Below are 13,863 nucleotides of genomic sequence, written 5' to 3'. Positions count from 1 at the left end.
CGAAATATGGCAGAACTTCTCTCCGCCCAGCTGCACATCCAGTGGGCGAATGATCCGTCGTCGGTTCCGGTACCCGTGAACCAGATGGCGATCCAGGGCGCGCCTGACAGCGAAACAGGCAACCCCGACGGGTTCTTCCTCACATTCGGACACGTCTCGCCGCCCATCATCATTGACCCTGATGCCGAGAAGGTTCGCGATGTCATGGAGTCGACGGTCCTGCCCGTCGTGCCCGTCGGGCACTTTTTTCTCACCGCCGGACGTCTGCGCGAGCTGCAGCGTCTGCTGAACAGGACCCTGGGGGAGGACAACGATGGCGCCGCCGAAGACTGACCCACGTATCGGTCTCACCGTCTCGTTCCTCCTCGTCGCCACGCCGCCAATGGCCGCCACGGTTGTGGCGGAGCCCATGCGCCTTGTGGCACGCGGATATTCATCGGACGACCTCCTTACCGAATCCATATCCGCCTCTTCTGCTGCGCCGCGGCTCGCCATCAACGTCCAAAGCGCCGGGATCGGCACGTCCGCAGGTATCGGACTTCCTCAGGATTACTACTGGACCGAGGACTGGCAAAGCGAAGAGGCTCGCGCGCTCCACGAACTGGAGACCGGCGAGTTCGAGGAGTTCGACTCCGCAGATGCCGTCCTCGACTGGCTACACGAGGACGAGTGAGTCACCCATACCGGGTGCCTGCGAACTTCAAGCGGCGGTACAAGAAGAAGACCGAAGAGATGCGATCGGCCATCGACGAATGCATCTTGCGGCTCGTCGAGAACCCCCGCCATCCAGGTCTCCAAACGCACAAGATGAAAGGCGTCGACGGCGTCTGGGAGGCCTATATCGATAAGGCCAATCGCATCACGTTCCATTGGGACAAGGGCACGATCGTTCTACGCAACAACTGCAATCACGACATGCTGTACCGGAACCCCTGACGCCGACGACTCGGCAACGACAACGAGCCCCCGCCCTCACCGAAGTGAGAGAGGGGGCTCAGACGTACCAGGAGTACATCGCGTGCTCCCCGCTCCCGGCCGTGGCCGTCAGGGATGGAGCGGCAAGCAGTTCTGCGTCAGCCGCGGTTCTCGAGGAGCGTCGGGGCCGAGTCGGTGCCGATCTTACCGGCGAGGTTCTGCGTCTCGTAGTGGTTCCACAGGACGCCATAGACGGCCTGCCGGACCCACCTGTCGACGTCGCCCGCCGCGTGGGTGGTGCCGTCGACACGGACCGCTGAGGCGACGCCGCCGTAGGCGAACGACGGGAAGAAGTCCGGGTCGAAGTGATCCGGCTTCGGCTCGTGTGCGAAGCCTGGGGCGCGGATACCAGCGCGGTCGAGGGTGGTGGCTGCGTCGGTGATCTTGCCCTGGTACGCGGCGTGTGCGGCGTAGAGACCCTCGAGCGCGGCCACGGCGGTGTCGTACGCGGCGAGCATCTTGTCGTCGGCTCCGTCGAGGGATCCGGAGACGATCTTCTTCACCTCTGCGCGGGCTGCGGCGGCTCGTTTCTCGGCCGCGGCCTCTTCGCGCTTCTCCTTGCCTCGCCGAACGAATCCGACGAGGTCGATCTTCGCGCGAGCCTCGGCGAGCTGCGCGGGCGTGACGGGCTTCCCGTCGATCGCATCCTGCTCGAGCTGCTCGAGTTCCTGCTCGGGGGTGATGGTGGTGTCGGTCAGGTGGTTCTCCTAGATGAGGTGTTGGTGGCGGTCTGGATGATGCTGGGGCCCGGCCCTCGCGGGCCGCCTGGCGCTCTGCTCTCATCTCTTCGAGCTCAGCGGTCGACATGGTTGTGGAGACGCCGTTGCCGGGAGCAGATGGGCGCGAACGGGCGAAGGCCGAGGCGCGCGAGCTCGACGAGGTTCACGAGTGGCACAAGACCGAGAAGGCTCGTATCGAGGCGGCAGTCATGTCAGATGCGGAGCGGCAGACGGCTACTCTCGAGATGCTGCAGGAGCTTGGCCGGCGCGTGAAGCGTGGGTTGGGCCGGGCGCAGCGGCAGAACACGCCGGGCGCTCTCATGGAGCGTGAAGAGGGAGAGGCTCGACGGTGGACGCGGCCACTCTGCTCGCTGACTCGCTCCGCGGACGCTGGCCCATCCAGAATGACGAGGACGCTTGGCGAGCCCTCTCGGCGCTCATGTTCCAGCTCGACACCCTCGAGGTCGACACGGCCGAGAACAGGGCGTGGGAAGCCACCATGCGGGTGCTCGTGGCGCGAGGGCTGTCGCACGAGGAGCACACCGCCGCGCGGATGGCATCTCTCGAGGAGAGGCTGCAGGCACGGAAGCTCGCCCAGTCGCGGCTCCGGTACCGGTACGGGTTCAAGGAGGGGCTGGCGAAGCTTGTGCGGCGAGACTTGCGGGCGTTCGTGCGCCAGCATCGCGATGAGCTTGCGGCCTGGCACCGCTACTCTCAACGCATGGCGAAGTTCAGCGAACGGATCGGGCGACGTGAGCCACGTTCGGTACTCCAGATCGATGAGCTTGATGAGCCCACCCGAAACGCGATCTGGAACGTCACCCTACGTATTCGCGACCACTTTGAGGAAGCTGCATATTCCGGGCTCCGCCAGCAAGGACGGTCGATAGCCGCGGGCATGTGGTCGCAGCATTTTGAGTTGCCGCTGGACGAAATGGGCAGCAATCAGACGATGTGGCGTCGAGTCCGTGAGACCATCCTCAAAGGCGACTCGCTGGACGTTCTTGATGCGGTTGACGGGCTGATCACCCGGCTCGTCAAAGTCGAGGCCAACATCGTCGACGATGCCGTCGGTACCTACAACAGTGAGTTTGAGCACTACCTGGTCGGATATCGATTTGTCGATCGTGAGCTGGTGCCCGTAACAGACGAGACAGAAGTAACCGCGATCGAGGAGGCAGTTGGAACGGACCTGCCTGGGGTTCGCCTTCACCTTCAGCGCGCCCTATCCCTTCTCGCGGATCGCGGAAATCCGCAATACGCGAAGGTTGTCCATGAAAGCGTGAACGCGGTCGAAGCGGCTGTGCGCGAGATGACGGGCAAGAATGTCCTCTCTGAAGGGCTGAAGGAGCTCGAGCGTCAGGGGTACAACGTCCACGGCGCGCTCCGCGGCGGTTGGGACAAGCTCTACGGATACACGAGCAACGCAGCGGGGATCCGCCACGCCATCGTTCGTGACGAGGAAGTCGACGAGGCCCTAGCGAGCTACTTCCTCGTGACATCGTCAGCCTTCGTGAACTTCCTAGCGAAGGTCAAAGCGGCAACCTGATTCCACCGAGCCTCACGCATGAACGTCGATAGGGTGTCCGCATGAAGGACATCGGTGACTGGGCAGCCCTTCTCGGAGTCCCCATCGCGCTCTTTGTTGCGATCTACCCGATCTTGCAGGGTCACGTCGCATCATGTCGAGCGCGTCCTCGGGTGCCCCGTCGGTGACGGAGACGTACATCCTCTCCCGTGATCCGTTGACCCAGATGGTGCCGAAGTACATGAGGGTGTCGCCGGCGACGTACAGCGAGATAGCGGTCGGACGGCACCGTACGGCATCCTGCGGCACTGTGGTCCTGCTAATAGTGAGGTCGCGGGTTCGAGCCCCGCTCCTGCTACAACATGAAGGCCCGGTTCGCCGGGCCTTTGTCATACGCTCGGTGCGCGGCACTCCGACCGCTCACCCATTCCACACAGAACGGAACACGTTCATGTCGTTCCAGCACACGGTCTCCTTCGCTCTCGTCCACCCGGCCGACTCCGCGGAGGAGGGCGACTTCCTCGACCGTGCCCGAGTCACGCTCACCGCGATCGACGGTGTGCAGGACTTCGAGATCAACCGGCAGGTCAGTCCGAAGAGCGACTTCCGGTGGCAGTTCTCCATGCGCTTCGACGACCGGGTCGCATACGAGGCCTACGACGCGGACCCCCGTCACCGGGAGTTCGTCGCGTCGACATGGGCATCCGAGGTCGCCTCGTTCCAGGAACTCGACTTCGTCACCGTGCACCGCCCCTGACGGGCGTCAGTCGGCGTGGCCGGTACCGGCGCGCTTCGCTCCGGATCGTCCCGAGGATGAACACGATGCCGATGAGACCGATCGCCAGCAGAGTTGCGCCGATCGCTCCCATGGGTGTCAGGAGGAAGAAGCTGCTCGACGTGAGCACCTCATCGGGGACTTCGGCGTAGGCGAAGCACCCGAACGAGACGGGGGTCGTGATGGCGATCACGAACATCACGAGTCCGACGATCGCCATGATCGCTGGCACGATCCCGATGATCCGATCGCGCGTGGTCCAGGAGCTCGTCACAGTCTCACCCTAGGGTGCATGGGCCGTCGATCGGCCGCCGTCGTGCGCCGGTGATACGTCGGGGTCTCATGGGATACCCAATGGACGTCCCAACCCCACGCATAGCCGCGCGCGCCACGATCGATCCATGACGAGCAGAGTCCACGCCCCGGTGACCCCGAGGTGGCGCGCGATGTCCGTCCCCCTCGAACAGCACCTCGAGGTCGCGACCCCTCCGCGACCTCGAGGTGCGCTCGACCTGAAGGCTCGGTGCCGTCCGGGTTCCTCGGCCTTCAGGACTGGTGGTGTTCGCTTGCGCGTCTGTCGCGCGAGCGCATCGCCTCGCGTCCCGCGGTTGCCCGACCGCGGGACGCGTCCCCCCATCGCCGACATCCCCGGGGCGGGGTGATACTCATGAGGAAACCTGCGGTGACCATTCCACCTCGGCAGGCGTGGACCGTCGCCGTGAGTGGCCTCGTCTGTCTTCTCGCGGCTGTGAGCGCAGCGTGGGTGGTCCTGATCCTGACGCTCGCATGATCAGGGACGCGTCACGCGATGCCGCTAGCGTGGAGGGCGGTGCCGACGACGCTCGGGCCGGGGGGGGTGCGGCCGTCGCGCCCGAGGGAGGACAACCAATGAAGAAGACCATCGCCGCCTGGACGATCGCCGGAGCCGCCGTCCTAGGTCTCGCTGCGTGCACGAGTGCGCCGAGCTCGGACGCCGGGTCCGCCTCCGCCTCCGCGAGCTCGGCCCCGTCGAGCGCTCCCGCGGAGGCCCCCGCGTCGGACCAGTCGGTCGCCGACGCGTGCTCGTCCGTGCAGTCGAAGATCGAGGACGCCACCACGGCCGTCTCCGACATCGACATGTCCAATGCGGCCAACGACCCGCAGGGCACCGTCCAGACGTTCACGGAGACCGCCGAGGCGATCGGCGCAGCCGCCGACTCGGTGAGCAACAACGAGGTGAAGACGGCCGTCTCCACTGTCTACGAGGACCTCATCGCGCTGCGCGACGTCGTCTCGTCGGTGCTCGTCGACGGCGACATGGCGGCGGCATCCGGCCTCACGAGCGCCGTGACGGACGTGCAGACGTCGGCTCAAGAGCTCGCGACGCTCTGCAGCTGACGCAATGACGGAGGGCCCGGTGGAGCGACTGCTCCACCGGGCCCTCCGTCATGCTCGGGTCCTACCGCCCGTCGCGCTCCGGGCGATCGTCGTCCGCTCCCGCGGTCGGGACGCCCGCCGTCACGGGAACGGCTGTGCGGCCGCCGCGCTGGGCCGCCTCCAGCTCCTCGGCCTCCGCACCGCCGATGGCCTCGCCGCGGGCCACGAGCCCCGACTCGCTCGACAGCGGGATCTGCTTGAGGAAGAGCGACAGGATGAACGCCAGACCGATGAACGGCACGAGGTACCAGAACACGGGGGCGAGAGCATTGGCGTAGGCCGTCACGATGCCGTCCTGCACCGCCTGCGGAAGGGTCGCGACCGTCTGCGGGTCGAGCGTCGACGTGGCGTTCGCCGCCGCCTCCGCGTCCGCTCCGGCGTTCGCGAACACGGTCGTCAGGTTCTCCGTGAGCCGTGTCGTGAACAGCGTCCCGAACACGGCGACGCCGAGGCTCGCTCCCACCTCGCGGAAGTAGTTGTTCGTGCTCGTCGCGGTACCGATCTGGGCGGCGGGCACCGCGTTCTGCACCACGAGGACGACGACCTGCATGATGAGGCCGAGCCCCGCGCCGAAGAAGGCGAGGTACACGCAGATGAGCCAGATCGGGGTGTCACCCGTGAGGGTCGTCATCGCGACGAGGGTCGCAGCGGTGAGCAGCGTGCCGACGATCGGGAACATCTTGTACCGGCCGGTCTTCGAGATGAGGATGCCGGAGCCGATGGAGGTGAGCATGAGCCCGCCCATCATCGGGAGCATGAGCAGCCCGGACTCGGCGGCCGACGTGCCGGACGCCATCTGCAGGAACGTCGGGATGAAGCTGATCGCCGCGAACATGCCGATGCCGAGCGTGAGGCCGATCGCCGTGGCGTTCACGAAGATCGGGTTGCGGAACAGCCCGAGCGGGATCACCGGGTCCTCGGCGCGTGCCTCGGTGAGGATGAACGCCGCGACGGCGATCACGAAGCCGATGCCCCATGCCCACGTGGCCATCGAGTTCCAGCCGTAGGCGGCGTCGCCACCGAAGTCGGTGAAGAAGATGAGGGTCGTCGTGGCGATCGACAGGAACACGATGCCCAGGATGTCGATCTTCTTGGTCGCCTTCTTCGTGGGCAGCTTGAGAGCGACGAATCCGATGATGAACGCCGCGATGCCCACGGGGATGTTGATGTAGAACGCCCACTGCCACGTGAGGTGGTCGACGAAGTAGCCGCCGAGCAGCGGGCCGGCGATCGCGGACAGGCCGAAGACCGCACCGAGCGGGCCGAGGTACTTTCCGCGCTGGTTCGCGGGAACGATGTCCGCGATGATCGCCTGGGCGAGGATCATGAGTCCGCCGCCGCCGAGGCCCTGGATCGCCCGGAACACCACGAACGACCAGAAGTCGCCGGCGAACGCCGCGCCGATGGACGCGACGGTGAAGATCGCAATGGCGATGAGGAAGAGGTTCCGCCGGCCGAGCACGTCGCCGAACTTGCCGTAGATCGGCATCGCGATCGTGGTCGCGAGGAGGTACGCGGTCGTGATCCACACCTGGTGGTCCACACCGCCGAGCTCGCCGACGATCGTCGGCATCGCCGTGGAGACGATGGTCTGGTCGAGGCTCGACAGCAGCATGCCCGCGATGAGCGCGCTGAAGATGATCCAGATCCGCCTCTGCGTGAGGAGGAACGGCGCGGGAGCGCCGGCTGTCGTGGTCATGTCGTTGTCCGTTCTCGGTGGTGTTCGGTTCGTCGGGGGATGGCAATGGCGTCGCCTCGCCTCAGCGGTGCCGCTGAGGCGATGTGGCGTCGATGCCGGGTCAGTTCAGGACGACTCGAGCCGCGGCGATGCGGCGTCGGAAGATCTCGTCGAGGGGGTCGGTGTTGTCCGCGCTCAGGAACTCCATCGCGCTGGGCCGGGCGAACGCGATCACCAGATGAACGGTGCTGGCTGCGCGGAGGTCGCCCGGCTGCAGTCCCTCGCGGCGTTCCACGAGGGCGATGTCCATCGCCTCGTCGCGCATCGCGAGCTCCATCATGCGCGCGAGCAGGCGGGGCTCGTGCTTGATCGACTCGGCGACACCGCGCATCCCGCCCGTGTCCACGTCCGAGCGATTCCAGCGGTCCACGAGGAGCTGCACGAAGTCGTCGAACAGGGTGGGGGAGAGAGCATCCTGTTCCGGGTTCCCGCCGGCCACGAAGGCGTCGTCGAGCTCGTCCTCGGTATCGCGGATGGCGACGCCGATCACGGCGTCGTCCTTGGAGGCGAAGTAGTTGAAGAAGGTGCGACGGGAGACGCCGACGGCGTCGCACAGCTCCTCGACGGTGAAGCCGGAGAGCCCGTGCTGGGAGAAGAGACGCCGGGCTTCGACGACGAGGCTCCTCGTCGTCTCGGACTTGCGGCGCTCACGCACTCCCATTGCACTTTCGCTCATAAGTGCATGTTTGCGCTGATGGCGATGTAGTGCAAGTTGTTTTCTTCGGAGAGCGGGTCGCTCTCAGCGAACACGAAGGGACCCTCCGCGCCGAGGCGCGGAGGGTCCCGGGGATCACACGTGTCAGGCGGAGCGACGGCGCAGCGCCCAGAGTGCGAGCGCCACTCCCGCGATGCCAACGACGAGTCCGGCCGCGCCGAGTCCGATCGCCGTTCCGACGGCGGGGTCCGCGGAATCGGCGCTCGTGGTGCCGTCATCCGCGTCGGTCGATTCCATGGCGCCGTGTCCGTGGCCGCCATCCGCCTCTGCAGCGGTGAGCACGATGGCCGGCGCCGGGTGCTCCGGCTCCTCCTCACCCGCGACGGTCTCCTGATCCCACTCGGTCGAACCGACCTCGCAGGTCTGGAGTACGGGGAACTCGAGGACGTCCCCGGCCTCGCCCGAGGGCAGGGGGACCGAGAGGGTGAAGGTGTCGCGTAGTCCGTCCGCGAGCGGCGTCTTCGCGGTGTACACGACGGCGGACGTGTAGTCGGGGTCGCTCTCGGACGGCACCTCGGCGACGTCCCAGTTGGGGTTCACCGTGGGCGTCACCGTGATGACCGACTCCGGGATCGTGATGCGGATCTCGGTGGTCGGCGATCCGTCGCAGCCGTGCGGCACCGCGAAGGTCAGGTTCGCGTACGAACCGGCGGCCGTGGTGTCGGGCGTCACGCCCACGTGCGCGCTCGCGGCGAGCGGCGCCGCGAAGACCAGGGCGAGACCGGCGACGCCTCCGACGGCGAGGACGCGGGCGGAGGGACGGGTGGGCAGGGTGGAACGTGAGGTCATTGCTGTCGTCTTTCAGGATGTGTCGGGCGCGCAGAAGGCGCCTGCCCGACGGCTCGTCGAGGGAGCGTGGCGCGCGTCTGCGCACCACGGAACGCATGCGGAGACGTCGGCCTCGCTCGGACGAGCGGGCGTCGGTCGATCTACGCGGCGGTGACGACGGGCGGAGGACCGCGGTGACGCAGTCCCCCGAGGAGGTCCGCGACGCGAGCAGGGCGGAACCCGCTGCCCTCCGGCCGGACGCGCGTCGGGCCGGACGGCAGGAGCACGGGTACGACCGCCGCGACGGCGACCACGGAGGCCACGAGACGCGCGAGCGCCGCGATCCCGAGCGAGGAGCTGTCGCCGAGACGGAGCGCGATGATCGTGACGAGGGCGGCGACAGCGTGCGCGAACACCATCGGTGTTCCGGCATGCGCGTGCTCCGCGGCGTCCTGCACGATGGTCAGCGTCGTGCCTCCCGTGTGGGCGGAGTGGGCACTCGACTGCGCGACGATGTGCGCATCCGTCGAGCCGGCGAGACCGAAGGTGCCGTGGAAGAGCGCCTGAGACGCGATCACGGACACCGAGACGCGTGCCCAGGAGAATCGGCGGCCGAGCACGGCCGTGCACCATCCGACGCTCACGACGAAAGCCACGGCGAGGAGGACAGGCGCTGGGAACGTCCCGCCCCCGGCGGCATGCGAGAGCGCAGCGACGAACGTCGCGATACCGGCCGCGACCGTGCCGCGGGCCAGCCGATCGGTGCGCGAATGCATGGGTCGGGGTCCTCCGATCTCAACGGTACCCGTTCCTCGGGGTCTGTTCTTCGTGGGTGGACTTCCGGGTGAGAGGTCGGTGCCCGCCTTGCGCTCGCCCTCGGCGACCCGCAGCATGGAACCGTGACGGGGGACGAGACGAGAGCGGACGGGGGGACGACGCCGGACGAGTCCGGCACACCCGCTCCGCGCCGTCGGTTGTGGATCCTCGTCGTCTCGATGGTCGCCGTCGTCGCGATCGTGGCCGTGGTCGTCGTGGTCCGGTTCCTCGGTTCTGATGCGGAACCCCGACCCGTGGCCCGCTCGGCGACGCCGACGCCGATGCAGACACCGACGCCCACCCCCACGGGGCACGCGCTCGACGATCGCGGTTACGACCTCGCGGGGCTCCCGACGGTCGACGTGTTCGCCGTGATCCCCGCACTCCCCGTCGATGACGATCCCGAGGGCGGCACGACGGGGGAGGTCGCGCGACCGGTCCCGGCCGGTGCCCCCGTGTTCGCCGAGCCGGGGGAGGAGCCTGTCGCCGCGCTCCCGTACTCGCTTCCCTATGAGGGCAGCATCGTGCCGATCATCGAGCGCGAGCGGCACTGGGTGCGGGTGCTTCTCGTCGGGCGCTCCGGGCTCCCGTCCGAGGGGACGTCAGGGCAGCTCACGGGGTGGCTCCGCGCGGCCGACGTCCAGATCTCGCCGCTCGACACCACGATCGAGGTGAGCATCTCGGCCGGCACGATCGACATCGTGACGGCTTCCGGTCGCGAGCGTGTGCCGGGCGAGTTCGCGTGGGGCACGGAGGCGACCCCGACGCCGATCGGTCGCACCTTCGTGATGATGGTGCGCACGGCGTCGTCCCTCGCCTACACGCGGGGGCATCCCATCGTGTACCTCGCGGTGCAGTCGTCGACCCTCGACGGCTTCGGCGGCATCGACGTGGCCATCACGGCGTTCCACTACCACGACACCCACACGGGGCAGATCTCGAACGGCTGCATCCGGGTGGGGACCGACGCGATCAATCGCCTCACCCAGGTTCCCCCGGGCACCACGGTCCGCGTCCTCCCCTGACCCCCCACCAATACCCCAAAAAGATCGCGATACCGCACGGAATTCCGTGGTGTATCGCGATCTTTTTGGGGTGTTGGTGGGGTCAGGGGGCGGTGGTGGATGCCTCCCAGGCGCTGCGGATCATCTCGTCGAGGGAGTGGCGCATGCGCCAGTCGAGGTCGCGGGCGGCGAGCTCCCCGCTCGCCACGATCCGCGCAGGATCACCGGGGCGCCGGTCGGTGATCTCCGGCTCGAAATCGACGCCGGTCACGCGGGCCACGCCGTCCATGATCTGCCGGACCGAGACGCCGTCGCCGCTCCCGAGGTTGTAGACGGGTTCGATCGACGCGTCACCCGTGAGCCGCTCGGCCGCGCGCACGTGGGCCTCCGCGATGTCGGCGACGTGCACGTAGTCGCGAACGCACGTGCCGTCGGGAGTTGGGTAGTCCGTGCCGTTGATCCGCGGGACACGGCCATCGGCGAGAGCGGCGAACACGAGGGGGAAGAGGTTGTGCGGGCTCGTGTCGCGCAGGTCGGGCGACGCGGACCCCACGACGTTGAAGTACCGCAGGCTCGTGTGGCGCAGGCCGGTGGCCGTGCCCTGATCGCGGAGGAGCCACTCCCCGATGAGCTTGGTCTCGCCGTACGGCGATTCCGGGCGGGTCTCGGTGGTCTCGGTGACGAGGTCGACGTCAGGGGTGCCGTAGACGGCGGCGCTCGAGGAGAACACGATGCGCGAGACGCCCGCGCGCTCGGCCGCGGCGAGGAGGTTCGTCGTGGCCGTCACGTTCTGTTCGTACGTGTGGATGGGCTTCTTCACCGACTCGCCGGCGTACTTGTAGCCCGCGATGTGGACGACGCCTGTGAACCTGTATTCGGAGAAGACCCGGTCGAGGAGAGGGACGTCGAGGAGGGTGCCCTCGACGAAGTCCTGGTCGTCCGCGATGAACGAGCGGTGCCCACTCGAGAGGTCGTCGAGGACGACCGTCGGGATACCGGCCGCCGCGAAGGCGCGGACGACGTGCGCCCCGATGTATCCGGCTCCGCCGGTGATCAACCACGTCATGATGCTTCCGTTCGTCTCGTGCGGTTCGAAGAGGATGGTCGTCCGGTGGCCACGCTAGCCGTCCCGGCGGGCGCCCGCGGAGGGGGAGACCGTGAAGATCCGCGGCTCGGTGTAACCGGCGTCCGCGAAGGCGCGGCGGACCGCGTCCGTGGCGTCGGCGACGCGCTCGACCGGCAGGAGGCCGATCGCCGACCCGCCGAAGCCTCCGCCCGTGAGTCGGGCGCCGACGGCGCCCGCTCCGCGCATGGCGTCGACGGCCGCGTCGATCTCGGGGACGGAGATCTCGAAGTCGTCGCGCATCGAACGGTGCGAGGCGTCGAGCAGTTCGCCGATGGCCCGCGCCCCCGACTCGCGCAGCGTCCGGACGGTCGCGAGCACGCGGTCGTCCTCCGTCACCACATGGCGGGCGCGACGGAACGTCTCGTCGTCCAACCGGCCGTCGGCGAGGGCGGACTGGAGGTCGTCGAGGGTCGCATCGCGGAGGGCCGGTACGCCGAGAGCCGCAGCCGCGCGCTCGCATGCCTCCCGCCGGCTCGCGTAACCGCCGGTCGCGTGGTCGTGGGACACACGCGTGTCCACGACGAGCACCTGGAGGCCGGCCTCGGCGAAACCGAGGGGAACGGGCACGGCGTCCTGCGTGCGGCAGTCGAGGAAGACCGCCGAGTCCGTCTCCCCGAAGAGCGACGCCGTCTGGTCCATGATGCCCGTGGGCGCGCCGACGACGGTGTTCTCAGCTCGTTGCCCCGCGAGCACGAGCGAGGCGCGCGAGGCCCCGAGGGACCAGAGCTCGTCGAGAGCGAGGGCCGTGGCGCACTCGATGGAGGCGGAGGAGGACAGGCCGGCGCCGACGGGGACGTCGGAGTGGAGCGCGAGCTCGAATCCGGTGAGGCGGTCGCGGCCGTGGTCCTCGCCGAGAGCCCAGACGATGCCGAACACATAGGCGGCCCATGAGGAGATCTGTGAACCGTCGAGGGATGCCAGGTCCGCCTCGACGGGTTCGCCGTCGAAGGTCGACACGATCGCGACGCGGTCGTCGGACCGCAGCCGCACGGCCACGACGGCACGGTGGTCGATCGCGAAGGGAAGGGCGAAGCCGTCGTTGTAGTCGGTGTGTTCGCCGATGAGGTTGACGCGGCCGGGTGACGACCAGACGCCGTCGGGCTCACCGCCGAACTGCGCGGCGAAGAGGCGGGTCGCCTCGTTGTCGATCGTGGTGCTCGTCATCGGACGGCCTCCTTCCAGGCTGCCGCCTGCGTCTCGGGCAGGACATCGCCGATGAACGCACCCATGGCGCTCTCGGACCCCGCGAGGTACTTGAGTCGCTCCGGCGCTCGCCGGGGCGAGGTGATCTGCAGTGTCAGCCGGATGTCGCGGTGGTGGTGCACGGGCGCCTGGTGCCACGCGGCGATGTACGGGGTTGGGTCTCCGTAGATCGCGTCGATGCCCTGGAGGACGCGCGGCAGGAGGTCCGCGAGCTCCGCGCGCTCGGCCGAGTCGGTCTCGGACAGGTCGGCGACGTGGCGGTGCGGCATCACGTGCAGCTCGAGCGGCCAGCGCGCGGCGAACGGCACGTACGCGCTCCAGTGCTCGCCGCGGATGATGACGCGCTCCGAGGCGAGCTCGAACGCGAGGATGTCCTCGAAGAGGCTCGGTCCGTGCGCCTCGACGGACGCGACGAGTCGCTGGGTGCGCGGGGTCACGTACGGGTAGGCGTAGATCTGACCGTGCGGGTGGCGCAGCGTGACGCCGATCGCCTCACCGCGGTTCTCGAACGCGAACACCTGCTCGACCCCGGGGACGGCCGAGAGGGCCGCCGTGCGGTCGGCCCAGGCTTCGACGACGGTGCGCAGCCGCTCCGGACGCTGGCTGCCGAGGGAACCCTCGTGTTCCGGGCTGAAGCAGACGACCTCGCAGCGCCCGACCGACGGGCGACTCGCACCAATGCCCGCGGCGACCTCGCCGGGAGCGTCGACGTCATCGGCGGTTGCGGGTCCGAAAGAGGGGGAGCGGTTCTCGAAGACGGCCACGTCGTATCGGTCAGGCACCTCGGACGGGTTCGTGGGGCTGGCCGGTGCGAGCGGGTCGAGGTCGGCCGGCGGCAGGAACACGCGGTTCTGCCGAGCGGAGGCGATCGAGATCCACTCTCCCGTGAGCGGGTCACGGCGCATCGAGGCGGTGGCGGGACGGGGGTCGAGCGTGCGGGCGTCGCTCGCACGCTCGATGGGGAGGGTCGAGCCCGGGTCGTCGTAGTAGAACAGGTCGCGGCCATCGGCCAGGGTGTCGTCGCGACGGACGACGCCATCGGTGAGGACGACGTGGGGAAGGATCGGCATGCTTTCATAT

16 protein-coding genes are annotated in these 13,863 nt (G+C 68.2%); 7 read left to right on the top strand and 9 right to left on the bottom strand.

Going from position 1 to position 13,863, the window contains the following annotated elements; all coding sequences use genetic code 11:
* Positions 1 to 6: 6 nt before the first annotated feature.
* From CLV49_RS02985 to CLV49_RS02975, 3 genes are read left to right on the top strand one after another with little or no spacing between them, the layout of a single operon-like run.
* Positions 7 to 333 carry a hypothetical protein gene (locus tag CLV49_RS02985; protein ID WP_106562207.1) on the top strand — a complete coding sequence of 109 codons (327 nt, stop codon included), beginning with the start codon at positions 7 to 9 and terminating at the stop codon, positions 331 to 333.
* Positions 314 to 673: a hypothetical protein gene (locus CLV49_RS02980; RefSeq protein WP_106562206.1), complete on the top strand. Its 360-nt coding sequence runs from the start codon at positions 314 to 316 to the stop codon at positions 671 to 673. Before CLV49_RS02985 ends, CLV49_RS02980 begins: the two co-directional genes overlap by 20 nt.
* Positions 674 to 687: 14 nt before the next feature.
* A complete protein-coding gene (locus tag CLV49_RS02975; protein WP_106562205.1) occupies positions 688 to 936 on the top strand; it encodes a cytotoxin in 249 nt (82 codons plus the stop codon).
* Positions 937 to 1,073: 137 nt separating this feature from the next.
* Here the strand turns inward: CLV49_RS02975 and CLV49_RS02970 are convergent, their stop codons facing one another.
* Positions 1,074 to 1,478: a hypothetical protein gene (locus tag CLV49_RS02970; RefSeq protein WP_106562204.1), complete on the bottom strand. Its 405-nt coding sequence runs from the start codon at positions 1,476 to 1,478 to the stop codon at positions 1,074 to 1,076.
* Positions 1,479 to 2,043: 565 nt separating this feature from the next.
* Here CLV49_RS02970 and CLV49_RS02965 point away from each other — a divergent pair.
* Positions 2,044 to 3,243 (top strand): AbiJ-NTD4 domain-containing protein, encoded by a 1,200-nt coding sequence (locus CLV49_RS02965; RefSeq protein WP_106562203.1) that lies wholly within the window; start codon positions 2,044 to 2,046, stop codon positions 3,241 to 3,243.
* Between the two features lie 430 nt (positions 3,244 to 3,673).
* Positions 3,674 to 3,979 carry a Dabb family protein gene (locus tag CLV49_RS02960; RefSeq protein ID WP_106562202.1) on the top strand — a complete coding sequence of 102 codons (306 nt, stop codon included), beginning with the start codon at positions 3,674 to 3,676 and terminating at the stop codon, positions 3,977 to 3,979.
* Here CLV49_RS02960 and CLV49_RS02955 read toward each other — a convergent pair.
* A complete protein-coding gene (locus CLV49_RS02955) occupies positions 3,960 to 4,271 on the bottom strand; it encodes a hypothetical protein (protein WP_106562201.1) in 312 nt (103 codons plus the stop codon). The genes CLV49_RS02960 and CLV49_RS02955 overlap by 20 nt on opposite strands.
* Before the next feature lie 614 nt (positions 4,272 to 4,885).
* Between CLV49_RS02955 and CLV49_RS02950 the strand changes: the two genes are divergently transcribed.
* On the top strand, positions 4,886 to 5,374 hold the full coding sequence (locus CLV49_RS02950) for a hypothetical protein (RefSeq protein ID WP_106562200.1): 489 nt from the start codon (positions 4,886 to 4,888) through the stop codon (positions 5,372 to 5,374).
* A gap of 61 nt (positions 5,375 to 5,435) precedes the next feature.
* Here the strand turns inward: CLV49_RS02950 and CLV49_RS02945 are convergent, their stop codons facing one another.
* The 4 genes from CLV49_RS02945 to CLV49_RS02930 form a co-directional block, all read right to left on the bottom strand.
* Positions 5,436 to 7,112 (bottom strand): MDR family MFS transporter, encoded by a 1,677-nt coding sequence (locus tag CLV49_RS02945; protein WP_106562199.1) that lies wholly within the window; start codon positions 7,110 to 7,112, stop codon positions 5,436 to 5,438.
* A gap of 100 nt (positions 7,113 to 7,212) precedes the next feature.
* The gene (locus tag CLV49_RS02940) at positions 7,213 to 7,827 is read right to left on the bottom strand and encodes a TetR/AcrR family transcriptional regulator (protein ID WP_106562198.1); all 615 of its coding nucleotides are present in this window, start codon (positions 7,825 to 7,827) and stop codon (positions 7,213 to 7,215) included.
* Positions 7,828 to 7,950: 123 nt separating this feature from the next.
* Entirely contained in the window at positions 7,951 to 8,655 is a 705-nt protein-coding gene (locus tag CLV49_RS02935; RefSeq protein ID WP_243696789.1) for a YcnI family copper-binding membrane protein, read from the bottom strand.
* A 140-nt stretch (positions 8,656 to 8,795) separates the two neighbouring features.
* Positions 8,796 to 9,410 (bottom strand): hypothetical protein, encoded by a 615-nt coding sequence (locus CLV49_RS02930; RefSeq protein ID WP_106562197.1) that lies wholly within the window; start codon positions 9,408 to 9,410, stop codon positions 8,796 to 8,798.
* Between the two features lie 123 nt (positions 9,411 to 9,533).
* Here CLV49_RS02930 and CLV49_RS02925 point away from each other — a divergent pair, with 123 nt between their 5' ends.
* A complete protein-coding gene (locus CLV49_RS02925) occupies positions 9,534 to 10,475 on the top strand; it encodes a L,D-transpeptidase (protein WP_106562196.1) in 942 nt (313 codons plus the stop codon).
* Between the two features lie 82 nt (positions 10,476 to 10,557).
* Here the strand turns inward: CLV49_RS02925 and galE are convergent, their stop codons facing one another.
* Genes galE through galT form a run of 3 tightly spaced genes read right to left on the bottom strand, consistent with a single transcriptional unit; the run spans position 10,558 to position 13,853 of the window.
* The gene (gene galE, locus CLV49_RS02920; protein WP_106562195.1) at positions 10,558 to 11,520 is read right to left on the bottom strand and encodes a UDP-glucose 4-epimerase GalE; all 963 of its coding nucleotides are present in this window, start codon (positions 11,518 to 11,520) and stop codon (positions 10,558 to 10,560) included.
* 54 nt (positions 11,521 to 11,574) lie between these two features.
* Positions 11,575 to 12,744: a galactokinase gene (gene galK, locus CLV49_RS02915; protein ID WP_106562194.1), complete on the bottom strand. Its 1,170-nt coding sequence runs from the start codon at positions 12,742 to 12,744 to the stop codon at positions 11,575 to 11,577.
* On the bottom strand, positions 12,741 to 13,853 hold the full coding sequence (galT, locus tag CLV49_RS02910) for a galactose-1-phosphate uridylyltransferase (RefSeq protein ID WP_106562193.1): 1,113 nt from the start codon (positions 13,851 to 13,853) through the stop codon (positions 12,741 to 12,743). The genes galK and galT overlap by 4 nt, the downstream gene beginning before the upstream one ends.
* Between the last annotated feature and the right edge of the window lie 10 nt (positions 13,854 to 13,863).

This window comes from Labedella gwakjiensis (assembly GCF_003014675.1).
GTDB classification, from domain to species: Bacteria; Actinomycetota; Actinomycetes; order Actinomycetales; family Microbacteriaceae; genus Labedella; species Labedella gwakjiensis.
This window is presented reverse-complemented; position numbering and strand designations above follow the sequence as displayed.